Genomic DNA, 23,107 nt, shown 5'->3' on the forward strand with positions numbered 1-23,107 from the left:
ATGCGATGGAGGATTACGGCAGCCTGGCGGCGTGGGCGGCCGCCGTTTCCAGCAGCCGCGGCACGCCAGCTTCCAGGGCGGCCCCGAACGCCGACCCATCCGCACGCTCCCCGCGCTTCCACCGCGTGTGGATGGCCTCGCTGAAAATGGCCGCCTTCCACAGTGCCAGCGCCTGATACCAGGGCAGCGCGGACAGGTCCAGGCCGAAGTGCGCGTTGTAGCGCTGCGCCATTTCGGTGCGGTTGAGGTAGCCGGGCTGCGCTGTCACGGGTGTCATTTCCAGCAGCGTGGACGGCGTGCCAGCCTGCGCATAGGTTGCGGTGAGGTAACCCAGGTCCGCCAAAGGGTCGCCCAACGTTGCCATCTCCCAGTCCAGCACCGACTTCACGTGCGCGGGGCCCTGCGGGCTGAACATGAGGTTCCCCAGCCGGTAGTCGCCGTGAATCAGTGCATGGCGCTGGGTGTTCGGCCGGTTCTCCTCAAGCCACCGCGCCAGCTCAGCCACCTGCGGCAGGTCACGGGTGCCACCCATCTCCCACAGCGCCGAAAACCTCTGCACCTGCCGTTGCAGGTATCCGTCGGGGCGCCCAATCCCGGCAATGTCACCGCTTTCAATATCCACCGAATGCAGCGTGACGAGCATGTCGGCGGCCGCTTCGCTCGTGGCGCGGCGCTGCTCCGGGGCGTCCAGATGCGCCGGAACGGTATCCGTCACCACGTCACCGTCCACATGGCTCATCACATAAAACGGCACACCCAGTACGTTGGCGTCCGCACACACAGCCAGGATTTTCGGCACCGGAATGCCCAGCGGCGCCAGCAGCGACTGGAGGTGCGCCTCCCGGACCATGTCGTGCGTAGTGGGCGGCAGCGGCGGCCGCGGTCCCCTGCGAAGTACGACGTCGGCCCCGTGCCTTTTGATGCGAAAGGTCACGTTGGACTGTCCCTCGCCAATGCGGTGCGCGTGCACGGGTCCGGACCCGATCCCGGCAGCATCCAGGAATTCCGCCACACGTTCAAGGATCAGCAGGGGCTGTCGGTCCGCCTGGGAGGCTTCCGCTGTTGTCTGGACAATGTCCGCCATGCCGCCCATCAGCGTTCCCCTTCGTGGATGTGGGCTGCGCCCTGAAACAGTTCGCCACCCTCAACGGCACGGCGCCGGTCTGCGGCTGCCCGCCGGGCGATGGCCCATTTGTGGGTTTCCGTGGAGCCGTCATAGATGCGGAAGGGGCGCACCTCGTTCAGGTACTGCGCCAGCGGCAGGGCGTCGGACACGCCGTCGCCCCCGCACAGTTGCACGGCCCTGTCGATCACCCGGTAAACAGCTTCGGAGCAGTGCACCTTGGCGATGGAGGACAACGCCGAACCGGCCTTCGGATCCACGGCCAGCAGTAACGCACACTTGGTGATGATCGCGTCGGACGTTTCAATGTCAATAGCCGACTGCGCAATCATCTCCTGCGCGATGCCCAGCTGTGAAAGGTGCGCACCGAAGATCTCCCGCGTGTTGGCACGGTCCAGCATGATGTCCATGGCCCGCCGGGCCAGCCCCAGCCAGCGCATGCAGTGCGTCAGCCGGGCCGGGCCCAGCCGCAGCTGCGCATACTTGAATCCCAGTCCTGCCTCCCCAAGAACCGCCGAGCCCGGGACGTGGACGCCGTCGAAAACCACATGCGGATGCCCGCCGGGCAGATACCTGTCGGTGGTGTGGATGGGGGCACCGAGCCGCACGCCCGGCGTATCCATCGGCACCAGAAACATGGTGGCACCAGCCAGCGCCTTGCCGCCATCACCGTCGTTGCTTGTACGCGCCATGACGATGGCAAATTGGGCGAAGGTGGCGCCGCTGGTGAAACGCTTGCGACCGTCGATCCGCCACCCACTGCCGTCGCGGACGGCCGTGGTGGCCAGGGCCTCCGGGTCGGATCCGGCCCCGGGATGCGGCTCGGACATGGCAAAGCATGAGCTGATGTCTCCGGTGGCCAGCGGGACAAGGAACCGCTTCTTTTGTTCGGCGGTGCCGATCAGGTTCAGCATGTGCATATTGCCCTCATCCGGCGCCATGCAATTGAGCACCGCCGGGCCAATGGGCGAATATCCTGCCGCCTGAAACACGGGCGAGTAGTGCTCCAGGGCCAGCCCCTGCCCGCCATATTCCACGGGCATGTGCGGGGCAAACACCCCGGCTTCCCGCGCAGCCTGCGCCAATTCGCGCCGGACCGTCAGGTTCAGGGCCTGGCCCGGCCGAGGCTCGGCGGGGATCACGGCGCTGCGGATGAAGTCCCGCGTGCGCTGCCGCAGGTCCTCAACGGACTCCGGGTACAGCCCGGCCTGGGGTGTGCTGTTCACGTGCTGCTCCTTGCATGGAAGTTGCTTGACTGCCGTGTCCGCCTCACAAAAGCCGCGCTCAGCCGAGCCCGCCCGCGTTGCGCAGACCGCCGTCGAGCGTGAGGATTTGGCCCGTCACCCAGGAGGCATCGGAGGAGGCGAGGTAGGCAACTGCGGAGGCAACGTCGTCGGGCTCCCCCAAACGCTCCAGCGGATAGGCAGCAGCAACCTCGGCTTCGCGGCCCTCGTACAGGGCCCGGGCAAACTTGGTCCTGACCACGGCCGGTGCCACGGCGTTCACCCGGATGTGCGGCGCCAGCTCCACGGACAGCGTGCGGGTCAGCTGGGAAACGGCTGCCTTGCTGATGCCGTACAGACCCAAACCCGGGGCGGGGACGTCGCCACTGACGGAGGACATGTTCACCACGTTCCCGCGCCGCGCCCGGAACCCCAGCCCGGGGTGCGCCAGCACGGCCTGCGTCCAGGCGAGGGTGCTCAGGACATTGACCTCAAAAATCTTGCGCCCCGCGTCCAAGTCCGCCGTTTCCAGCGGCCCGAACACGGGGTTGATGCCGGCGTTGTTGACCAGGACGTCCAGCCCGCCAAAATGATGTTCGGCTGCGGCCAACACCTCCGCGCGGTGGTGCGGGTCCTCCGCGTGGCCGGCCATGGCTATGGCGTTTCCGCCGAGGGCCGCGAGCGCCTCATCCAGCTGTTCCTGGCGGCGGGCTGTGATGAGGACGCTGGCGCCCTCGGCGGCGAGCCGCTGGGCCACGGCCAGCCCGATCCCCCGGCTGGCGCCCGTAATGACGGCCGCCTTGCCCAGGAACCTCTGGGCAAGGTGCAGTGGTGCGGGCGGGCCGTGGTGGGGCATGGTGGTCCTCTTCGTTGAGTCTCCGGCTTACTTGGCAGTAACTACTGCCAGCATGCTGCGGAAACCAGCAACGGTCAAGGGATCGGGCTCTTGCTAGTCATTGCTGCGAACTGCTCAGCCCTTGTCGCGAAGGGCGTTGCGCTGCGCGGCGCCCGCGGCCTCCGAGACGTGCAACTGCTCGGGGGTGCGGCCGTCACGGTTCAAGGGCGGGCAGAGTTCCTCGCGCATGGCGTCCTCGAGGCCGGCTACGGGCTCAAGGCTGTCCACCACGGCAAACGCCATGCCAAGGTTGGCCACTATCCAGGCGCTGAGCACCTCTTCGTCCACGTCGGTCAGGCGCGGGTGGGCGGATTTTCCGTGCCACTGCGCCTGCAAGCCCAGAATGGCAGCCAGGGAACGGCGGAGCGTGGACTTGGAGGTTTGCACCGCGTGGTGCTTGGCACGGCTGCGTAAGTTCGTCGCCTTGCCCACATACAGCAAGTCACCGCGCTTGAGCGGGGCCAACTCGGCGGGCCAGTTCGCGTCCTTGGGCAGGGCACCTGTCAGGTAAATCTTGTAGATGCCGGGGGCGAAGGGCATCGCCTGCCAGGCCTTGTTGGCAGGGGCCGTGGCTGTCCATTTGAGATCATTCATGCGATTGACCCTACGGCAACGCTGCACCAAACCACTCTTCAGACCGCTCGTCAGATAGCTCTTCAGATCGCCGCCGTCCTTCCGCAACCACCGGGTCCGGGGCACCTCATGCAGCTTCCGGGCATTCTATTGGGCACCTGATGCGGGTGTGGGCATTCTGTTGGGCACCTGATGCGGGTCCCGGCATTCTATTGGGCACCTGATGCGGGTGATCGAACGGATCACCCGCATCAGGTGCCCAACAGAAAGTGCTGACCTCGTGGAACCGGCGACTAGGCGTCGGCGTAGTCCTCTTCCAGCTCAAATTCCACCGTGGCAAGGATTTCCTTGGTTTCCGGGTGGATCATGACAGCCTCGGCGTCGCCCTCGAGCATGATGAACTCACCCTGATCCGTCCTGAAGTGCCAGGCCAAAACAGTCTCGCCTTGGTGCTCAAAGTTTGGATCGCCCATGGTGATCTTCTCCAGCTCGTGGCCTGCCTCGGCGCAGAGTTCGCGGATGATGAGCTCAAAATCGGGCGCATCCTCCAGCTCTGCCTCCTCGGCTTCGGCCTGGCGCTGCGCCAAGTTCGGAATCCCGGCCACGCGTGCAGCGATGTGCGCCTCAAGTTCCTGCTCATCCAGCACCTGCAGGCCCGGCTGGCTTCGCAGCCACACGGCATTGAGCCCCGTTACGTCTTCGGACTCCAGCAGTTCCTCAAACTCACCGTCGAGCGCTTCCATGGTGGCGACGGCGTCGGACGGGCCGGACTCCTCGTCACTTTCACCTTCAAGGTAGGCCTCCATGTCCGTCTCGGACAGGGAGTCGTAGTGTTCAATGGTGCGCTCGAACAGTGCCAGGTGTTCCTTGGCGCCCATGCCCTCCAGGCCCTCGCGAATGTAGTTGTCCAGTTCGTCCCGGTCGGGGGTCATGAACACATACTGGGCAAAGCCACCCTCGAGCATCTGGGTCAGGTAAAAGTCAACGAAGTAGCTACGCAGGGCGTTCGGGGCGATTTCCTCTGCGCTCAGAAGCGACTGGTACATGGCGTTCACCACCTCCACGTTGTCTCCCACAACATCTTCGTTGCTGGCAGCTGCGCCTTCGGTGGTCAAAATGACAGGGAGTTGTTGCGTGGTCATGAAAGTTCCTCACTGTTGGGAGCCAAGGTGTTGCTGACACCTTCACGCTATGTCTCCCCCGGCCCATTCTGGCTGTGCACCAGGTGAACGTCAGGCGAAGACTTGACAGCAGTCCGTTTACCGCCCCTCGTGGGCAGCAAGGAATTTGTACACCTCTGTCTCGTCGACGCCGGGAAACGCCCCTTGCGGCATGGCTGCCAGCAGGTGCGAGTTGGCCCGCGTGGACGGCCAGGCATTGCCGGCCCACTCGGCTGAAAGCTCCGCCGGAGGCCTGCGGCAGCAGCCCGGATCCGGGCACTTGGACTGCGATCGCTCGGTGGTTTCCCTGCCCCGGAACCACTTCACATGCGCATACGGCACCCCGATGCTCAGTGAGTACTCGCCCGAGGAATGGCGCTCGGTGCGGGCCGTGCACCAATAGGTGCCCACGGCCGTGTCCGTGTACTGGTTGAAGGCGCGGAACTTATCCGGCACCTCGAAAACCGCCCGTGAAGTCCAGAATCGACAAACTGCCTGCCCTTCGATGGCGCCCGTGTGATCGGCAGGGAAGTTCACGCCGTCGTTCTCATAAGCCTTGTGGATGATCCCGGATTCATGAACCTTCTGGAAGTGCGTGGTGATGCCTAAATGCTCGGTGGCCAGGTTGGTGAATCTGTGCGCGGCCGTCTCATAGGAAACAGCAAACGCATCCCGGATGTCCTCGATGGCCAGCTCCTTGGCGGCCTTGGCTTCCTTGAGGAAGTCCACGGTGGCCCGCTCGGGCATGAGTAGGGATGCGGCGAAATAGTTGGTGTAGACGCGCTGGCGCAAAAAGTCTGCATAGTTCGTTGGCGTTTGATGCCCCAAAACGTAGTGCCCCAGCGCCTGCAACAGCACCGAGCGGGGATCGTGGTCGGAGCGCTGGCCCTGCGTGAGATAAATTCGGCGATTCTTCAAATCCGTCACCGAGCGGGTGGAGTGCGGCAAATCCCCCACATAGTGCAGGTCAAAACCCAGGTGCTCTGCCACGTCGGCGGCCACATGGTGGGACAGCGGCCCGCGGTCATGACCCACCTTAGTCAACAGCTCCTGGGCTTGGCGTTCAATCTCCGGGTAGTAGTTGTTGCGCTCGCGCATTTCCATCCGCAACTCATTGTTGGCCCGGCGTGCTTCCTCCGGCGTGGCCGACTGCTCATCCAGGCGCCGTTCCAACTCGTGCTGCAGGCCCACCAGCGACTCCAGCACTTCAGTGGAAAGCCGCGAACTGACGCGAACTGTGGGCAGTCCCAGCGACTGATACAGCGGACCCCGCTGGGCCCTTTCGAGCTCGATTTCCAGCGCCGCGCGCCGACTGGGCGGCTCGGCTCCCAGCAGTTGGTCAAGCCCCACGCCGAGCGCCACGGCCAGGTGCTGAAGCAGCGTCAATTTGGGCTCGCGCTTACCGTTTTCAATGAGGGAAAGTTGCGACGGCGCCGCCCCCACCTTTTCGCCGAGGTCGTCCAGGGTCATGCCCAGATTCTTGCGCAGGTGCCGCACCCGCCGGCCCAGGGAAATAATGTCCAACTCAGCGTTTGCGTCGGCTGCCTTGCCACGCGACTCCCGCACTTCGGCTGTGTTCCATCCCACATTAGTCATTTCTTGACAATACGTGAAGAAGTGCCAATCTTTCCAGTGTTTACCCCTAGAAACTCCTTGAAAACCTCTGAATAGTAGAAATCACGAAGAAGAACCACAGGATCCCGGGATTTCGGTCACCGACATCCCCATCGCAAAGGAGCGAGAACCATGAGCGCAGCATTTGAACCCGCAATGACCCCGGAGCAGAGCAATGCACAAGCTGCCGCAGCACTGGAACTCGAGTGGTCGGCCAACCCCCGCTGGGACGGGATCGAACGCACGTACTCAGGTGCCGACGTCGTAAAGCTGCGCGGACGGGTCACCGAGGAACAGACCCTGGCCCGCCGCGGAGCGGAAAAACTCTGGGACCAGCTGCGCAATGCCGGCCCCGACGGCTACACCAACGCACTCGGCGCCCTCACCGGCAACCAGGCCGTGCAGCAGGTCAAGGCCGGGCTGAAGGCCATCTACCTTTCCGGCTGGCAGGTTGCCGCCGACGCCAACACCTCCGGCAACACGTACCCAGACCAGTCCCTCTACCCGGTGAACTCGGTCCCCACCGTGGTTCGGCGCATCAACAACGCCCTGCTGCGGGCCGACCAGATTGAATTCTCCGAAGGCAAGCAGAGCGTTGAAGACTGGCTGGTGCCCATTGTGGCCGACGCCGAGGCCGGCTTTGGCGGGCCGCTGAACGCCTACGAGCTGATGAAGTCCATGATCGGCGCCGGCGCGGCGGGCGTGCACTGGGAAGACCAGCTGGCCAGCGAAAAGAAGTGCGGTCACCTGGGCGGCAAAGTTTTGATCCCCACGGCCCAACATGTCCGCACGCTGAACGCGGCAAGGCTCGCATCCGACGTCGCCGGCGTCCCGTCGGTCATCATTGCCCGCACCGACGCCGAGGCCGCCACCTTGATCACCTCCGATGTGGATGACCGCGACAAGCCGTTCATCACCGGCGAGCGCACCCCCGAAGGTTTCTACCATGTGCGCAACGGGATTGAACCGTGCATTGCCCGGGCCCTGGCTTACGCACCGCACGCCGATCTCATCTGGATGGAAACCGGCACCCCGGACCTGGAGTTGGCAAAGAAATTTGCCGACGCCGTCCACGCAGAATTCCCCGACCAGATGCTTGCCTACAACTGCTCGCCGTCGTTCAACTGGAGAAAACACTTGGACGACGCCACCATTGCCAAGTTCCAACGTGAACTCGGCGCCATGGGCTTCAAGTTCCAGTTCATCACCCTGGCTGGCTTCCACGCCCTGAACTACTCGATGTTTGACCTCGCCCACGGTTACGCCCGGGATGGGATGAGCGCCTACGTCGAACTGCAGGAGCGCGAATTTGACTCCGAAGACCGCGGCTATACCGCTACCAAACACCAGCGCGAAGTGGGCACAGGCTACTTTGATCTGGTGGCGAGCGCCCTGAACCCCAACAGCGGCACCCTCGCCCTGGCCGGCTCCACCGAAGCCCAGCAGTTCCACTAACCTCCCCCAACTGTGACGCACTTGTTGCTGAAAATGTACACGTTTTCAGCAACAAGTGCGTCACAGTTCCCCAGACTTGGAGCGCATCCCATGAACTCGACGAACAGCCTGAACGGAATCACGTTCAACGGCATCACCCTGACCGAACCGCCCATCCACCGCCAAAACGAGATTCTCACCCCCGAGGCCCTGGATTTCATCGCAGCCTTGAACCGCAGCACCACGGCACGGCGCACGGAGCTGTTGGCAGCCCGCAAAACACGGCGCACCCAGATCCTCAGCGGCACCGATCCCCGCTATCTGAGCCACACCTCTCACATCAGGGCGGATCCAAACTGGCGCGTGGCCCCGCCGGCACCGGGTTTGGAAGACCGCCGGGTTGAGATCACGGGACCGGTTGATAAGAAGATGACCATCAACGCCCTGAATTCCGGGGCCAAGGTGTGGCTGGCCGACATGGAGGATTCCTCCACCCCCACCTGGGGCAATGTGATCCGTGGCCAGCTGAACTTGATCGACGCCCTGGAGCGCCGTATCGATTTCACCAGCCCCGAGGGCAAGGAGTACAAGCTGGCTCCGGCTGCGGACCTGCCCACCATTGTGGTCCGTCCCCGCGGCTGGCACCTGCCGGAGAAGCACCTGCTCATCAACGGCAAGCCCATGGCTGGCGGGATCGTGGATTTCGGTTTGTACTTCTTCCACAATGCCCGGCGTTTGATCGCCCAGGGCAAGGGCCCGTACTTCTACCTGCCGAAGATTGAAAACCACTTGGAGGCACGCCTCTGGAACGACATCTTCATCCAGGCCCAGGATCTGCTCGGCATCCCGCAGGGCACCATCCGTGCCACAGTTTTGATTGAGACCATCACGGCCGCCTTTGAGATGGAGGAAATCCTCTACGAACTGCGCGACCACGCCTCGGGCCTGAACGCTGGCCGCTGGGACTACTTGTTCTCGGTGATCAAGAACTTCCGCACCCGTGGCCCGCGCTTTGTGCTCCCGGACAGGAACCAGATCACCATGACGGCCCCGTTCATGCGCGCCTACACCGAACAGCTGGTCCGCGCCTGCCACACCCGCGGCGCCATGGCCATTGGCGGCATGGCCGCGTTTGTCCCCAACCGCCGCGACCCGGAGGCCAACGCGAACGCCATGGCAAAGGTCCGTGCCGACAAAACCCGAGAGGCTAATGACGGCTTTGACGGCTCCTGGGTGGCCCACCCGGACCTGGTTCCCGTGGCCATGGAGGTCTTTGACGAGGTTCTTGGCTGGAACCCGAACCAGCTCAGCCGCACCCGGGATGAGGTCGAACTCGATGACAGGGCCCTGCTGGACATTGCCGGGACCCAGGGCAACATCACCGAGCAGGGCATCCGCGACAACATCTGGGTGGGTATTCAGTACATCGAGTCCTGGCTCCGCGGCCATGGCGCCGTCGCCCTGAACAACCTCATGGAGGATGCCGCCACAGCGGAAATCTCCCGGTCCCAGATCTGGCAGTGGATCCACAGCCAGGCCATCACCGACACCGGCGAACTCATCACTTTTGACTGGGTGAAGGAGATGCTGGAGGAGGAATTTGGGAAGATGCCTCGCTTCGACGCCGACAGGTTCGACGACGCCCTGGAGATCTTCGAGGCGGTGGCCCTGGGCGAGGACTTCCCGGCCTTCCTGACCACCTCCGCCTACAACAACTACCTGCGCGAAACCCCCGAACCAGCTCCCGTTGGCGAGAGAGAACTGGCCGCAGCATAGATTTGGTTGATTCACCGGACGCGTCGCCACTGCAAGCCCGAGATCCGGGTTCCGGTGAATCACCATTAATTCCCGTCGAACGGGGAGTAGTTGTTGATGTTCACGGCGAACATCAACAACTACTCCCCGTTCGCGTGGCGGGGGGCGGAATAATCGCCGCACTCCGCCGGTTGGGCGAAGTATGAAGATTGAGATCTGGTCCGATGTGGCCTGCCCCTGGTGCTATATTGGCAAGCGCCGTTTTGAAACCGCACTGAACGCGTTCCCGCACAAGGATTCCGTGGAGGTGCAGTGGCGCAGCTACCAGTTGGACCCCACCATCCCCGAGCACTACGACGGCACCGAGCTGAGCTACCTCAGCGAGCGCAAGGGCATGGACCCGGCACAGGTAAAGGGCATGTTCGCCCACGTCACCGAGCAGGCTGCCGCCGAAGGCCTGAACTACAAGTTCGACGACGTGGTGGTGGCCAACAGCTTCAACGCCCATCAGTTGCTGCACTTGGCTGCTGCCCAGGGAAAGGGCGACGCCGTTAAGGAAGCCCTGCTGTCGGCCCACTTTGAGCACGGGGTGGACATTGGCTCCCGCGAAGCCCTGGTGAAGATCGGCACCGACGCTGGACTGGACGCCATTGAGATCATCGAGGCTCTGGACACCGACCAGTACGCCGACGAGGTCCGCCACGACTTTGCCGAGGCCCGTGCCATTGGTGTGACCGGAGTGCCGTTCTTTGTCATCGACAGGAAATACGGCATCTCCGGCGCCCAGCCAGCAGCCATGTTCACGCAGGCGCTGGAGGAGGCCTGGCGGGAGGCCAACCCCCTGACCATGGTGGGCACGGGCGACTCCGAGGCCTGCGGCCCCGACGGCTGCGCCATCTAAAGCAGCACCTCCCTGCAGGCCGGCCGGTTTCCACCGGCCGGCCCGCTTTTTGCTTGGGCCCCGATTCTGGGTAAAGGGCAGATCCGGGGTGGCACGGCGCTGCCTGCTGTGACGTAGGCTGGGATTTCTTGCAGTTCCCGCTGTTGTTTCGAACGGAGCCCTCCATGCACCAAACGCCAACCGTCCCCTGGTTCAGGCGCCTGCCGCTGTCGGCAGTCATCGCCAGTGCTGTTGCCGTGGCGCTTGTGGCGGGGTTGGCCGGAGGCTGGATCGCTGCCCTGTTGACGCGTCCCGCAGCTGACACCAGCGTTTCTGCTGGTGCTGGAGTGTGTGATTCCACGGCAGTTGCCAATCAGGTGCTGCCCGGAGTGGTCACAGTCTCCGTCAGTAGTGGCGAGGCGAGCGGGGTGGGAAGCGGTGTCATCGTCCGCAAGGAGGGTTACATCATGACGAACAACCACGTCATTTCCCCGGCAGCAAACGGCGGCACCATCGAGGTGCTGTTCAGCGACGGCACCAGCTCCGAGGCCGAGCTTGTGGGCCGCGACCCCAAGTCGGATCTTGCTGTCCTGAAGGTAAAGTCCGGCAAGGCCCTGCCAATCGTTGGGCTGGGCAAGTCCGCCAGTGTTTTGGTGGGACAGCCGGTGGTGGCGCTCGGCGCCCCCCTGGGCCTCTCCAGCACTGTCACCTCGGGTATTGTCAGCGCGCTGGGCCGAAACGTTCCCGTCCCGAGCGACGACGACTCAACAGCCGTATTGGTCGGCGCCATCCAAACCGATGCCTCCATCAACCCAGGAAATTCCGGCGGCGCACTGGTTGACTGCTCCGGGAAACTGATTGGCATCAACAGCGCCATCGCCACCATCCCCAATGATGCCAATGTTTCCACCGGCAGCGTGGGCATCGGATTCTCCATCCCAGTCGATCTGGCGGCCCGGATCACCGAGCAACTCATCGACACGGGCAAGGTTGCCTACCCGTTCTTCGGCGTGAGCGCCGTTCCGCTCCCGCCCGAAGCCGCAGCAAAGTTTGGCGTACAGGATGGCCTGTACTTGCAGGCCGTGGCCACCGGCGGCCCCGCAGCCAAGGCCGGCCTGAAGCCCGGCGATGTGGTGACACTTTTGGACAAGCAGCCGGCCACCAGCATCGCCGTCCTCACCGAAGTCACGCTGGCCCGCAAGGCCGGCGACACCGTCCAGGTCACCTACGTCCGGGACGGCAAGACAGCCACCACCAAGCTCACGTTGGGAACCATCCCCTAGGATCCGGGGTGGGAATAGGCGACGATCGCAATCCTGCTGCCGTCGGGCGACCAGCTGGGCACATTCATGGTGCCCTGCCCGCCAAACACATGGGCAAGATCGCGGGTGGTCCCGTCATTTTCCAAGAGCCGTACGACGACGTCCACGTCCGCCGGGTGCCCCAGCGTGCCGGGCGGAAAGCTCACATAGGCCAGCCGATTACCATCCGGTGACGGATGCGGGAACCAGTTGACGCGCTCGTCATGGGTGAGCTGCTGGGGAGCGCCGCCGCTGGCTGGCATGCGGAAGAGCTGGGCATGTCCCGGGACAGTGGAGCCACGTTCGGAGTTGAAGTAGATCCACTGCCCGTCGGGCGAAAACTCGGCGCCGTCGTCAGGAAAGTGATCGTCGGTGAGTTGTAGATCCGGCCCGCCCGCCGATGGCACAAGGTAAACGTTGGTGCGGACCTGGCCGTCGCTGACCGCCAGACCAATGTAGGCAAGCATGGTGCCGTCCGGGGAAACCCCGTGCAGATAGTGCTTGAAATTTGCCCCACGGTCATTGGTAACCCGACGCGGTGGGCCTGCACTTCCAGCGTCGAGGCCGACGGCGTAGATGTGGCCGTCCTCGCTGGAAACGTAGGCGGTTCGCCCGTCGGGGCTGATGACATGGTCATTGTTGATTTCGGCAATGCCGCCCAGGTCGACCTCCTGGAGGCCTCCGGCGTCGACCCCCAGCTGGAACAGCCGGCCGCCACCATTGATGAGCAGTGACGAGCCGTCCGGGCTCCAATTCGGGGCCTCAAAGAGCACGGTGCCGCTGGAGTGCCGCAGCGTTGCAGCGCCGCTCTGTACATCAACGACGTAAAGCTCGGCGCGCTGGCCGGGCTGGAGCATTCGTACCACGGTGGTTCCTCCATCTATTGGGCGGCGTGCCAATCGTTGATGCCCGCGGCGTGCCAAACTGGCGGGGGCGTATCAAATTTCGCACGCCCCCGCCAGTTTGGCACGCCGTCGAGCATTGGTGTCCGGCTAGGGTCAGGCCAGAAATGATTCCCGGGCCGGGTTGCTCACCACGGGGACAGCCCGGAGCTGGTTCGGCTGAGCCACCCAACCAACACCGTTGGCCAGGACACGCTGCACCTGCGGGTGGTGGTAGACGGGGTATTCCTGATCGCCCGGGCTGAAGTAAAAGATCCGGCCCTTGCCGCGGGAGAAGGTCACGCCGGAGCGGAACACCTCGCCCCCGGCAAAGGAGCTGATGAAGATCAGATCATCCGGCTCCGGGATGTCGAACAGCTCTCCGTACATCTCCTGTTCCGGGATCACGATGGGACTTTCGACGCCGGCCGCGATGGGATGCGACGGCTTGACGGTCCACACGAGCTCGCGTTCGCCCTCATTGCGCCACTTCAGCGAGCAGGTGGTGCCCAGCAGCCGCGTGAAGATTTTGGCAAAGTGCGCCGAGTGGAGCGCCACCAGGCCCATGCCGCCCAGCACGTGGCGCTGCATGCGCTCCACCACTTCCTCGGAGACGGCGTCGTGGGCAATGTGCCCCCACCACAGCACGACGTCGGTCGCCGCCAGGGTTTCCTCGCTCAAGCCATGCTCGGGGTCGGCCAAGGTGGCGGTGGAAATGTTGGCGTCCGGGTAGTACTCGCGCAGGGAATCGGCGATGGCGCCGTGCATGCCTGTGGGGTACATGTCCTTGATGGTGGCGGGCTCGTTGTTGAGCTCGTGGACGCCCTCGTTCCAAACAAGAATATTGAGCCTTTCAGCCATGGCTAGAGCCTCACTTCACGCTGTTCGAGGGCGGATTTGTAGCACGCGTCAATGATAAGTGCCCGGGTCAGCGCCACGGAGCCGTCGTATTGGCGCCACACTTCTGCACCGCCACGGATGGCTGCGACGAATTCATCCACCACTGCCTGGTGGTTGCCGTCTTCGAGGGGCTCTGCCGCATAGTCGGCGTTGACCTCATCCTTGTCCGTGAAGATGCGCAGCCCCGAATCGGAAATCGCATGCGAGTGTGCGGCCCGCAGTTCGGCGCCGCCGTCGGTCCCGTAAACACGGAAGCCCATGAGGTCCGCGGGGTCGCGGTAGCTGGCCCAGCCGGCCTCAATGACCAAGGTGACACCGCCTTCCAGACGAATGAATGCCGAGGCGAAATCCTCCACCTCAAACTTGTTGTTTGACGACGCCGCAATGTAGGTGGCGTCGCCGCCGCGGCCCTGGGTGCCTAGTTCCGAGTACGTGGATGCGGAGACGGAGACGACCTTGGGCTCGCCCAGCAGGTGTAGTGCGTAGTCCAGGACGTGCACGCCGATGTCGGCCAGCGGTCCGCCGCCGGAGAGTTCGGGGTTGGTGAACCAGCTACCCAAGGTGGGGATGCCGCGGCGGCGCAGCCAGGAAGCCTTGGCGTAGTACGGGCGCCCCAGTTCGCCCTGGTCAATGATGGACTTGAGCTTCTTGACGTCACCACGGCGGCGGTGGTTGAACACCACATCCAAAACGCGGCCGGCCTTGCGGGCGGCGGCCACCATGGCCGTGCCTTCCTCGCCGTTGCGGGCTAATGGCTTTTCGCTCAGGACATGCAGCCCGCGTTCCAGTGCGGCGACGGTGATGGGCGCATGCAGAAACGTGGGGACGGCAACGCTGACGGCATCCAGACCGTCCAACTCCAGCAGGTCCTCCCAGCGGGCAAACCCGTGCGGGATGCTGTAGTCGGCCTGGAGCTGGGCCAGAAGTTCGGCTTCCATGCCGGCCACGGCAACAACCTCAACTCCGGCAACTTTGCTGAAGGCCTTGATGTGCTGCTGGCCGGCCCAGCCAACACCCACCACGCCGATTTTCAGCGGTGCGGACCTACTCATACGCGTTTCACTCATGGATTGCCTTTTCTTGCTTCGACGAGGCAGGCGGACGGGACCCAATCTGGGCGAACGGATCACGGGCACCGGCTGCTGGCGATTGTGCAAGCCGGCGCGTCCAAGGACGGGCCGGCTTGCCGAACAAGAACTAAATCTAGAGGAACTTATGACGACGGTCAATCAAAAGTGCTCGTCATTGGAAAGTTACTGAAAACAGGAACATTTTTTGAGACTGGCAGATCGAACACATTCGATGCCACCGACTTATGCCACAAGCCTGGCAAAAGTGCCGCAAGCAGCCATGCTGCACCCCCGGGTAGAGTTTCACTGCCTGGGGTGCGGCATGGGCACCCTCTACTTCACGGCACCGGCCGTCAGTCCTGCCACAAAGTTCTTTTGCAGCAGCAGGAAGCCGATCACGATCGGAATGCTGACCACCACCGAGGCGGCCATGATCTGGTTCCAGTAGACGTTTGTCTGGGTGGAATACAGCTGCAGACCAACGGCCAGGGTCCTGTTGGCGTCAGTTGTCATGACGGAGGCGAACAGCACCTCACCCCAGCTGGTCATGAAGCTGTAGATGGCCACGGCAACCAGTCCCGGCCGGGCGGCGGGCAGGATCACCCGGATCAAGGCGCGCATGGGGCCGCAGCCGTCAACTTTCGCCGCTTCATCGAGTTCTCGCGGGATGCCGTCAAAGTACCCTGCCAGCATCCAGATGGAGAACGGCAGTGAGAAGGTCAGGTACGTGATAATCAACCCGACCCTGGTCCCCACCAGCTGCACGCCGAAGTTCGTGTTGATGTTCACGAAGATCAGGAACAACGGCAGCAGAAACAGCACGCCAGGCAGCATCTGGGTAGACAGCACAGTCCCGGAGAAGAGGTTCCGGCCACGGAAGGTGTACCGGGAAATGGCGTAGGAGGCAAAGATGGCGATGATCAGCGAGAGTACCGTGGCCGCACTGGAGACGATGACGGAGTTCACGAAGTAGTCGGCCAGGGGGACCGTTTTCCACATATCGATGTACGGCTGGATGGTCAGTGTGGTGGGCCACCAGGAGAATGCCCCCTGAACATCCTGGAGCGGTTTCAGCCCGGAAATCACCATGACGTAGATGGGGATGATGGTGAAAATGCTCAGCAGCGTGAGGGTGAGCACCCTAAAGACTTTGGTGCCGGTTGTTTCATGCACGGTCTTTCCTCCGGTTCATGAAGAGAAGGTAGATTCCGCTGGCAACCAGCAGGAACAGCAGGAGCAGCACTGACATGGCGGCACCCGAGCCAAAGTTCCAGGTTAGGAATGAGGCGTTGTAAATATGGAAGGAGATCAAGTCACCGGCCGGGGGTTGCGAGCCGCCAAACAACACGAAGGGCGTGTTGAAGTCGTTGAAGGTCCACAGGAACATGACCAAAACTAGAACCATGTTGACGGGGCGCAGCAAGGGAAGCGTAATGGACCACCACTGGCGCAGCGGCTTGGCGCCGTCAACTGCGGAGGCCTCGTACACGTCGGTGGGGACGGACTGCAGTCCTGCCATCAACATCAGGAAGGCGAAGGGCCACAGCCTCCAAATGGCCACAAGGACGACGGCGGCGAACGCGTTGTCGCCGATCAGCCAGAATGGCTTGTCCCCCGGCAGGCCCAGGTTGTCGAACAGGAGGTGGTTGAGCGCGCCACTGTCTTTTTGCAGCATGAACTTCCAGGCGATGACGCCGGCATACATGGGCAGGGCGTAGGGGATCAGAAACAGTGTCCGGAAGATGGCACGGCCGCGGAAGGTTTTTTGCAGGGCCACGGCGGCTGCCATGCCAAGCCCCCAGGACAGGCCCACCACAAGAACGGTGAAGGCTGCTGTGATGCCAAATGATTTTAACAGGCCCAAGCCAACGGCCGAGTTGAAATCAAGGGCTACTTCATAGTTCTTGAGGCCAACAAAGGGGGCGTTGCCCCAGTTGGCGATGAACATTTTGGTGAGCTTGAGAAAGCTCATCCAAATGCCTGTCACCATGGGGATCACATGGATGACAAGTTCAAAGATGACGGCAGGGGCGAGCAGCGCGTAGGGCAGCCACCAACCGGCACGGCGGGGCTTGCGGGCCTTCTTGCCGACTGGCGCAGGTGCGGGGTCGAACTTCTTTACGGCGGTGGTTGCAGACACTGCGAACACTCACCTTTCTTTCATGAACAGTTGAGGGGCCCGGCGGCGGGTGCGTATGGCAACCCGCCGCCGGTCATGCTGTGCAGCTTGATGTCAGGAGCCGGATGGGCCCACGGCTCCGAGGGGTCCCCGGCCGAGCGTGCGAGGCTGGGGAGGAGCCGGGGATCAGCCCGCTGCTTCGACCGCCTGCTGGGCTGTGGTGAGTGCCGCCTTGATGTCGTCCTTGCTGACAGTGCCACCGGAGGCAACCGTGGCGAACATCTGGTTCATGGCCTTGCCCACTGTGCTCTCAAACTGGTCCTCCGCTGGCACCAGGGGAAGGGGCTTGGACTTGTTCTCGTAGATGTCGGAGAACGTCTTGGCAAGTTCGGCATCCTCGGTGAAGCTGGGAGTTACTCCGGCCAACACGGGAAGTGCTGCGAAGGGCTTGTCCAGTGTGGCCTGGGTGGCCTCGCTGGTCATGAACTTCACGAACGCCAAGGCGGAGTCCTTGTTTTTGGTGTTCTTGAAGATGGACATGTTGATGCCCGCCACCATGGTGGCAACGTCCTTGGCGCCGGCCGGTGCCGGGTAGGCCACAACACCAAAGGCATCGTCCTTCATGCCCTGGGAGGCGATGGAGCTGTTGGCGTTGTTCTGGCTGAGCATCATGGCCACCTTGCCGTTGGCAAAGTCATTGACGGCCTTGGTTGCGTTGTCGTATTGGGCGTTGCCCGGGTCAACCACCTTGTCCGTCTGCATCAAATCCAGGTAGCGGGAGATGCCGTTGACCACGCCGTCGGAGGTGAAGGTGGGCTTGCCCTCGCCGTCGAAGAATTCACTGTCGTTCTGAGCGGCATTGATGAACGCAAAGTGTGAGTTCTCCGTGTAGCTGCCGGCAGCCAGGGCGAAGCCATGCTTATCCCCTACTGTGAGCTTCTTGGCAGCAGCCACCATGTCTTCCCATGTGGTGGGCGGGGTCAGGCCGGCATCCTTGAACATGGCCTTGTTGTAGTACAAGCCATAGGCCAGGCCGTACAACGGAACGGAGGTGGGGTCCTCACCGGGGACGCCACCGGTGTCCATGGCTGTCTTGACGAACTTGTCCTTGCCACCAATGGCATCGAAGGCTGCCGAATCGAAGGGCATAAACGCCCCAGTGGACTGCAGTGAAGCCGCCCAGGTGTTGCCAATGTTGAGCACATCCGGGGCCTGCCCCGAGGTGACGGCCGTCTGGATGCGTGTTTGGAGGTCGTTCCAACCAATGACTTCAAGGTTGACCTTGATGCCCGTCTCTTCCTCAAACTTCTTCAACTGAGGTGCCAGGACTTCCTTGTCATTGTCCAAGCTGGTGCCCTGGTTGCTGGCCCAGTAGGTCAGGGTCTTGCCTCCAGCATCGGAGGAGGAGCTGTTGGCTGTGCCGCTGCAAGCAGTGGCTGTGAGTGCAAGAGCAGCGATGGCCGCAGCTGCGGCAAAAGTTCGACGTTTCACTTCTTTGACTTCCTTGTCTGTGGGGGCGAGCCCGTGAAGAAACTAATGTGCCGTGGCCGGGGAAACCCCCAGCAGGACGTGAAACCAAACCTAGACGAACTTATGTCGACGGTCAATCAAAAGTTGATTAATATTTTGCAACTTATGAAATTGACACCAATGAATTGACCTTTTCAAAGTGCCGCCGAACCCGATTCTGCGCGAAAGTTCACGCAAATTCCCCGAAATAGCGGGGTTTACTCCACTTCTAGGTAACGTGACCCACCATACTGAACCGGTTAATCAATTGTCCCGAAAGAAGCGTCATGTTTCCCATGTGACGCTAGTTGGGGGCTGCGCCCAAACTGCCCCGCCGCTGCAGAATTCCCGCTGGCATCGCCACATTGGAGGCTGCGTGGCCGTCAACAATATCCAACAGCAAGCGTGCCGATTGCCGGCCCAACTCGGTGATGTTCCTGGCCAGCGCGGCAACGGGGGGCGAGCTGAACTGGCAGATGATGGAATCGTCCCAGCTGACCACTGAGACTTGCTGTGGCACGGCGATCCCCAACCTTTTGAGAGCTGCCAATCCCCCCAAGGCCATCAAATCGTTGCCATAGACAATGGCCGTGGGGAAGTTTTCGGCGCGCGAATCCAGCCCGGCCACCATGGCGATGGTGGCTGCCTCGCCGTCCTGGGCGGTGTAGTCGGACGCAGCCAAAAGCGCCACCATTCCCACACCGCGGGCTTGCTCCACCATCAGGGCTCTCCGTGCCTGTTCGTGCGCCAGTTCTTCAGGCCCGGAAACGTAGGCGATGCAACCATGCCCCAAGCCGCGCAAGGCCTGGATCACAGCAGCCGCGTCCCCCGCCTGGTCCACCACAGTGGCAGCGCTGCGGGCCGCAGGGGCGGCGGATGCACCCACCAGCACAAACGGCAGGCCCAGCTCTTCAAGCAGGGATGCGCGGGGATCGTCAGCAGTTTCATCGAACACCAAAACGCCATCCACCCGCCGTTCCCCCACCCACCGGCGGTACACGGCCAGGTCCAGGCGGGCTACGGGCTCCGCCGCCACACCCGAAACCAACCCCGGCACCCATGGCGGGGCAGGCAACGCGGGCCGGGACCCGCCGTCGGGCGCCACGATCCGCAGCAGAAGGTTGTGTTCACGTTCGCCGAGAACTGCCTCAATGCCCGCCAAGACATTCATGTAGAAGGGCTCGGAACCAACATGCTGCGGGTCCCGCAGCAGCACAATGCCCACGGTTTCGCTGCGCGATTGGGACAGGGCGCGGGCACTGGAGCTGGCGTACCACCCGAGCTCAGTGGCCAGCGCAAGCACGCGTTCCCGGGTTTCCCGCCCCACCCCGGCCCGGCCGTTGAGCGCGTAGGAGACGGAAGCCTTGGAGATCCCCAGCTGCTGCGCCAGATCGGCGATGGTCACATTGCCCATGGGCCGCTCCTACTGCTGCTGCGCTTGGACCAGGTGCTCCACGCTGGCGGCGGACAGCACGTGGTCAATGACCATGTGCCCGGCACCCAGCACACCCGCGTGGCCCGCAGCCATGGATTGCACTATGCGCAGGCGGGCCGTGGCCAACGGAAGTGAACGTTGGTACACAATTTCGCGCACGCCGGCCAGCAGGTATTCCCCCGCCGAGGCCAGCCCGCCGCCAATCACAATGACCGAAGGGTTGAGCAGGTTGACGCAGGCTGCCAGCACGTCACCGATGTCCCGGCCGGCCTGGCGCATGGCCGCTATTGCGGCCAGATTCCCTCGCCGGGCCAGGTCCAACACGTCCTCGCCAGTTGTTGCGGGAACGCCGGCAGCCGCCAGTGCCGCCGCCACGGCGGGACCGGAGGCCATCGCCTCCAGGCAGCCGAAGTTGCCGCACCGGCACATCACCTCGCCGCCACGGGGGACGCGCACGTGGCCAATGTCGCCGGCCGTTCCGTCGGCGCCGCGCTGGAGCAGTCCGCCGCTGATGATGCCTGCCCCAATGCCCGTGGCCACTTTGATGAACAGGAGATTCTCGGCGTCGGGCCAGTAAGAGGCGCGCTCACCCAGGGCCATGATGTTCACGTCATTGTCCACCAATACATCAACGGCGAAGCGCTTTTGGACGTAGGCCGGTACGTCAAACCCGTCCCAGCCCGGCATGATGGGCGGGCTGGCGGGCTTCCCCGTTGAGTGCTCCACCGGCCCCGGCAGGCCCATCCCCATGCCGACCAATTCACGTTCGTGCCGGCTGGCCTGGGTGAAAAGCTGGCCACAGAGCTCCAATACCTGATCCAGCACCGCGGTGGGCCCGGTGGCGACGTCAATGGTCTCGCGCAGCTCGCTCAGCACTGTGCCGCGAAGATCCAGCAAAGCAATTAAGACGTGCGTTGCGCCAACATCAACAGCCAGGATGACCCGTGCCGATGGCTGAAAGGCAAAGCGCGACGGCGGCCGGCCGCCCGAGGAGACGGCCTCACCGGCGGGACCAATCAGCCCAGCTGCGGTGAGGGAGTCAATGCGGGCCGCCACCGTGGAGCGCGCCAGGCCCGTTATCTCCGCCAGTTCCGCCCGGGTCCGGGCCCGTCCGTCGCGCAAAAGTTGAAACACGTCCCCCGCACGCGAGTAGCCGTAGGGCTGCCCACTGGAATCGGGCCCCTGCGCAGTGGTGGCGGATGCGCTGCGGGGCAGGGGTTGCACTGGTGTCATTGGCATTCACAATAAATAACACACCGGCTTCTATCTGTCACAATCCGATAGTCCCGCGACGTTTCACAAACTTTTGCTTGACGCTCGGCAAAAGTTCCCCTAGCTTGGAGTGGAACACCCATCCACGCTTTTCAGGAGACCCCAGTGACGTATTCTCTGCAGCTGTACACCGTGCGCAAGCCCCTCGAGGAAGACCTGCCCGGAACCATTGCCCGCGTGGCAGAACTCGGATTCACAAAAGTTGAGCCGTACAACTTTGTCGCCACGGCGGACGCCCTCGCCGCCGCCTTCAAGGAAAACGGCATCACGGCCCCTTCCGGCCACGCGCCGCTGCTGAACAATGACCAGGATGAAATCTTTGCCGCAGCCAACAAACTGGGCATCACCACCGTCATCGACCCCTATATTGCCGCCGATCAGTGGCAGACGGCGGAAGACATCCAAAAAATTGCCGACGGCCTCAACGCCGCGGCAAAGAAGGGCGCCGAGTACGGTGTCCGGGTGGGTTACCACAATCACGCCTGGGAGCTGGAGTCCAAGATCAACGGCACCACGGCGTTGGAGTACTTTGAAACTCTGCTGGATCCGGAACTAATTCTGGAAGTGGACACCTACTGGGTTTCCGTGGGTGGCGAAAGCGCCGTGGACATCCTGGGCAGCCTGGGTGAACGCGTGAAGTACATCCACATCAAGGACGGCCCCTTGAACAATGACACCAAAGCCCAGCTGCCAGCCGGCCAGGGCGAGGTGCCCATCTGGGACGTCATTGGCGCGGCCAAATCGCTGGAAGTTGGCGTGGTGGAATTTGACGATTACGCCGGTGACATCTTCGATGGCATCGCCCAAAGCCTTGCCTTCCTGAACAGCGGAAAGGCCTGATAATCGTGGCAAAAACAGGACCCGTAGGCGTAGCCGTCATTGGCGCAGGCAACATCAGCAAGCAGTACCTGGACAACCTCACCACGTTCCCGGACGTGAAAGTCCTGGTGGTGGCCGACCTCTTCGAGGAGGCAGCCGCCGACCGCGCCGCCGAATACGGCATCGAAATCTCCGGCGGCGTTGACGTTGCCCTGAACCACCCGGACGTTGAGATTGTGGTCAACCTGACCATCCCGGCCGCCCACGTGGAAGTTGCCACGGCAGCCGTCAAGGCCGGCAAGCATGTTTGGACGGAAAAGCCGTTCTCCCTGGACCGCAGCAGCGGCCAGGGGTTGTTGAAGGAGGCACAGGCCGCCGGCATGCGTCTGGGTTGCGCCCCGGACACCTTCCTCGGCGCGGGCCTGCAAACTGCACGCCGGCTCATCGATTCCGGCGCCATCGGCACCCCGTTGACGGCACTGACCATGTTCCAGTCCCCCGGGCCTGAGTCCTGGCACCCGAACCCGGCGTTCCTGTTCCAGGAAGGGGCGGGCCCGCTGTTCGACATGGCCCCCTACTACCTGACAACACTTGTGCAGACCTTTGGCCCCATCACCAAGGTCGCCGCCGTGGGCTCCACCGCCTTCCCCACCCGCACCATTGGTTCCGGGCCCAAGGAAGGGGAGGTGTTCGACGTCGAGGTTCCCACGCATGTGAGCGCCATGGTGCAGTTTGCTTCCGGCGCCTCCTCGCACAGCGTGTTCAGCTTTGAATCCCCCAAGGCTCGCATGGGTTTTGTGGAAATCACGGGCACCGAGGGCACCCTTTCGCTGCCGGATCCCAACAATTTCGACGGCGAGATCCAGCTGTGCAAGCGCGGCGAGGACGAGTGGACCACCCTTCCCTCCGAGGGTCCCAGCAACGGCCGCGGCATGGGCGTGCTGGACATGGCCCGCTCCATCCGGGCAGGCGTGCCGCACCGGGTCCCGGGCGAGCTGGCCTATCACGTGTTGGACGCCATGGTCTCCATTGCGGAGTCCGTGGACAGCGGCGAATTCGTCTCCGTCCAGAGCACAGCACCAGCTTCCCCGGCACTGCCCGTGGACTGGAACCCCACCGAAGCAACCCTCTAGGAATCGCTGAC

20 protein-coding genes are annotated in these 23,107 nt (G+C 63.1%); 6 read left to right on the forward strand and 14 right to left on the reverse strand.

What is annotated here, in order from left to right; translation table 11 throughout:
* Positions 1 to 13: 13 nt before the first annotated feature.
* From ACX80Q_RS01600 to ACX80Q_RS01625, 6 genes are all read right to left on the reverse strand, one after another.
* Positions 14 to 1,093: a phosphotransferase family protein gene (locus tag ACX80Q_RS01600; RefSeq protein WP_459328766.1), complete on the reverse strand. Its 1,080-nt coding sequence runs from the start codon at positions 1,091 to 1,093 to the stop codon at positions 14 to 16.
* A complete protein-coding gene (locus tag ACX80Q_RS01605) occupies positions 1,093 to 2,349 on the reverse strand; it encodes an acyl-CoA dehydrogenase family protein (protein WP_459328767.1) in 1,257 nt (418 codons plus the stop codon). The genes ACX80Q_RS01600 and ACX80Q_RS01605 overlap by 1 nt, the downstream gene beginning before the upstream one ends.
* A gap of 58 nt (positions 2,350 to 2,407) precedes the next feature.
* Positions 2,408 to 3,202, reverse strand: coding sequence for an SDR family oxidoreductase (locus ACX80Q_RS01610; protein ID WP_459328768.1), 795 nt, complete (start codon positions 3,200 to 3,202; stop codon positions 2,408 to 2,410).
* A gap of 114 nt (positions 3,203 to 3,316) precedes the next feature.
* On the reverse strand, positions 3,317 to 3,835 hold the full coding sequence (locus ACX80Q_RS01615) for a GIY-YIG nuclease family protein (protein WP_459328769.1): 519 nt from the start codon (positions 3,833 to 3,835) through the stop codon (positions 3,317 to 3,319).
* Between the two features lie 272 nt (positions 3,836 to 4,107).
* Positions 4,108 to 4,956 carry a DMP19 family protein gene (locus ACX80Q_RS01620; protein ID WP_459328770.1) on the reverse strand — a complete coding sequence of 283 codons (849 nt, stop codon included), beginning with the start codon at positions 4,954 to 4,956 and terminating at the stop codon, positions 4,108 to 4,110.
* 117 nt (positions 4,957 to 5,073) lie between these two features.
* The gene (locus tag ACX80Q_RS01625) at positions 5,074 to 6,570 is read right to left on the reverse strand and encodes a helix-turn-helix domain-containing protein (protein WP_459328771.1); all 1,497 of its coding nucleotides are present in this window, start codon (positions 6,568 to 6,570) and stop codon (positions 5,074 to 5,076) included.
* Positions 6,571 to 6,720: 150 nt separating this feature from the next.
* On the opposite strand from ACX80Q_RS01625, the gene aceA reads away from it, so the two are divergent.
* The 4 genes from aceA to ACX80Q_RS01645 all read left to right on the forward strand — a co-directional run bounded on the left by aceA (position 6,721) and on the right by ACX80Q_RS01645 (position 11,940).
* Positions 6,721 to 8,043: an isocitrate lyase gene (gene aceA, locus ACX80Q_RS01630; protein WP_459328772.1), complete on the forward strand. Its 1,323-nt coding sequence runs from the start codon at positions 6,721 to 6,723 to the stop codon at positions 8,041 to 8,043.
* Between the two features lie 90 nt (positions 8,044 to 8,133).
* On the forward strand, positions 8,134 to 9,798 hold the full coding sequence (gene aceB, locus ACX80Q_RS01635; RefSeq protein WP_459328773.1) for a malate synthase A: 1,665 nt from the start codon (positions 8,134 to 8,136) through the stop codon (positions 9,796 to 9,798).
* 181 nt (positions 9,799 to 9,979) lie between these two features.
* The gene (locus tag ACX80Q_RS01640; protein WP_459328774.1) at positions 9,980 to 10,678 is read left to right on the forward strand and encodes a DsbA family oxidoreductase; all 699 of its coding nucleotides are present in this window, start codon (positions 9,980 to 9,982) and stop codon (positions 10,676 to 10,678) included.
* Between the two features lie 164 nt (positions 10,679 to 10,842).
* Positions 10,843 to 11,940, forward strand: coding sequence for a S1C family serine protease (locus tag ACX80Q_RS01645; protein ID WP_459328775.1), 1,098 nt, complete (start codon positions 10,843 to 10,845; stop codon positions 11,938 to 11,940).
* On the opposite strand, the gene ACX80Q_RS01650 is transcribed toward ACX80Q_RS01645, so the two are convergent.
* The 8 genes from ACX80Q_RS01650 to ACX80Q_RS01685 form a co-directional block, all read right to left on the reverse strand.
* The gene (locus ACX80Q_RS01650; RefSeq protein WP_459328936.1) at positions 11,937 to 12,815 is read right to left on the reverse strand and encodes a TolB family protein; all 879 of its coding nucleotides are present in this window, start codon (positions 12,813 to 12,815) and stop codon (positions 11,937 to 11,939) included. The genes ACX80Q_RS01645 and ACX80Q_RS01650 overlap by 4 nt on opposite strands.
* Positions 12,816 to 12,956: 141 nt before the next feature.
* Positions 12,957 to 13,700 (reverse strand): ThuA domain-containing protein, encoded by a 744-nt coding sequence (locus tag ACX80Q_RS01655; protein ID WP_459328776.1) that lies wholly within the window; start codon positions 13,698 to 13,700, stop codon positions 12,957 to 12,959.
* 2 nt (positions 13,701 to 13,702) lie between these two features.
* Complete coding sequence (locus tag ACX80Q_RS01660; protein WP_459328777.1) at positions 13,703 to 14,806, reverse strand: Gfo/Idh/MocA family protein; 1,104 nt, start codon at positions 14,804 to 14,806, stop codon at positions 13,703 to 13,705.
* A gap of 336 nt (positions 14,807 to 15,142) precedes the next feature.
* Positions 15,143 to 15,982 carry a carbohydrate ABC transporter permease gene (locus tag ACX80Q_RS01665; protein ID WP_459328778.1) on the reverse strand — a complete coding sequence of 280 codons (840 nt, stop codon included), beginning with the start codon at positions 15,980 to 15,982 and terminating at the stop codon, positions 15,143 to 15,145.
* Positions 15,975 to 16,949 carry a carbohydrate ABC transporter permease gene (locus tag ACX80Q_RS01670; RefSeq protein WP_459328779.1) on the reverse strand — a complete coding sequence of 325 codons (975 nt, stop codon included), beginning with the start codon at positions 16,947 to 16,949 and terminating at the stop codon, positions 15,975 to 15,977. Before ACX80Q_RS01670 ends, ACX80Q_RS01665 begins: the two co-directional genes overlap by 8 nt.
* A 165-nt stretch (positions 16,950 to 17,114) precedes the next feature.
* Positions 17,115 to 18,419: an ABC transporter substrate-binding protein gene (locus tag ACX80Q_RS01675; protein ID WP_459328780.1), complete on the reverse strand. Its 1,305-nt coding sequence runs from the start codon at positions 18,417 to 18,419 to the stop codon at positions 17,115 to 17,117.
* Positions 18,420 to 18,741: 322 nt separating this feature from the next.
* Complete coding sequence (locus ACX80Q_RS01680) at positions 18,742 to 19,851, reverse strand: LacI family DNA-binding transcriptional regulator (protein WP_459328781.1); 1,110 nt, start codon at positions 19,849 to 19,851, stop codon at positions 18,742 to 18,744.
* A 9-nt stretch (positions 19,852 to 19,860) separates the two neighbouring features.
* Positions 19,861 to 21,105 (reverse strand): ROK family transcriptional regulator, encoded by a 1,245-nt coding sequence (locus ACX80Q_RS01685; RefSeq protein ID WP_459328782.1) that lies wholly within the window; start codon positions 21,103 to 21,105, stop codon positions 19,861 to 19,863.
* 144 nt (positions 21,106 to 21,249) lie between these two features.
* Between ACX80Q_RS01685 and ACX80Q_RS01690 the strand changes: the two genes are divergently transcribed.
* Entirely contained in the window at positions 21,250 to 21,984 is a 735-nt protein-coding gene (locus ACX80Q_RS01690) for a sugar phosphate isomerase/epimerase family protein (RefSeq protein ID WP_459328783.1), read from the forward strand.
* 5 nt (positions 21,985 to 21,989) lie between these two features.
* A complete protein-coding gene (locus ACX80Q_RS01695; RefSeq protein ID WP_459328784.1) occupies positions 21,990 to 23,096 on the forward strand; it encodes a Gfo/Idh/MocA family protein in 1,107 nt (368 codons plus the stop codon).
* The last annotated feature ends 11 nt before the right edge of the window (positions 23,097 to 23,107 follow it).

The sequence above is a fragment of the Arthrobacter sp. HLT1-20 genome (assembly GCF_054510895.1).

Excerpts from the sequence above, each read along its gene's own strand:
- ACX80Q_RS01680 (WP_459328781.1), bottom strand. The coding sequence starts at position 19,851 with ATGGGCAATGTGACCATCGCCGATCTGGCGCAGCAGCTGGGGATCTCC.
- ACX80Q_RS01645 (WP_459328775.1), top strand. The coding sequence starts at position 10,843 with ATGCACCAAACGCCAACCGTCCCCTGGTTCAGGCGCCTGCCGCTGTCG.
- ACX80Q_RS01640 (WP_459328774.1), top strand. The coding sequence starts at position 9,980 with ATGAAGATTGAGATCTGGTCCGATGTGGCCTGCCCCTGGTGCTATATT.
- ACX80Q_RS01610 (WP_459328768.1), bottom strand. The coding sequence starts at position 3,202 with ATGCCCCACCACGGCCCGCCCGCACCACTGCACCTTGCCCAGAGGTTC.
- ACX80Q_RS01620 (WP_459328770.1), bottom strand. The coding sequence starts at position 4,956 with ATGACCACGCAACAACTCCCTGTCATTTTGACCACCGAAGGCGCAGCT.
- ACX80Q_RS01625 (WP_459328771.1), bottom strand. The coding sequence starts at position 6,570 with ATGACTAATGTGGGATGGAACACAGCCGAAGTGCGGGAGTCGCGTGGC.
- ACX80Q_RS01655 (WP_459328776.1), bottom strand. The coding sequence starts at position 13,700 with ATGGCTGAAAGGCTCAATATTCTTGTTTGGAACGAGGGCGTCCACGAG.
- ACX80Q_RS01685 (WP_459328782.1), bottom strand. The coding sequence starts at position 21,105 with ATGACACCAGTGCAACCCCTGCCCCGCAGCGCATCCGCCACCACTGCG.
- ACX80Q_RS01660 (WP_459328777.1), bottom strand. The coding sequence starts at position 14,806 with ATGAGTGAAACGCGTATGAGTAGGTCCGCACCGCTGAAAATCGGCGTG.
- ACX80Q_RS01615 (WP_459328769.1), bottom strand. The coding sequence starts at position 3,835 with ATGAATGATCTCAAATGGACAGCCACGGCCCCTGCCAACAAGGCCTGG.
- aceA (WP_459328772.1), top strand. The coding sequence starts at position 6,721 with ATGAGCGCAGCATTTGAACCCGCAATGACCCCGGAGCAGAGCAATGCA.
- ACX80Q_RS01600 (WP_459328766.1), bottom strand. The coding sequence starts at position 1,093 with ATGGGCGGCATGGCGGACATTGTCCAGACAACAGCGGAAGCCTCCCAG.
- aceB (WP_459328773.1), top strand. The coding sequence starts at position 8,134 with ATGAACTCGACGAACAGCCTGAACGGAATCACGTTCAACGGCATCACC.
- ACX80Q_RS01650 (WP_459328936.1), bottom strand. The coding sequence starts at position 12,815 with ATGCTCCAGCCCGGCCAGCGCGCCGAGCTTTACGTCGTTGATGTACAG.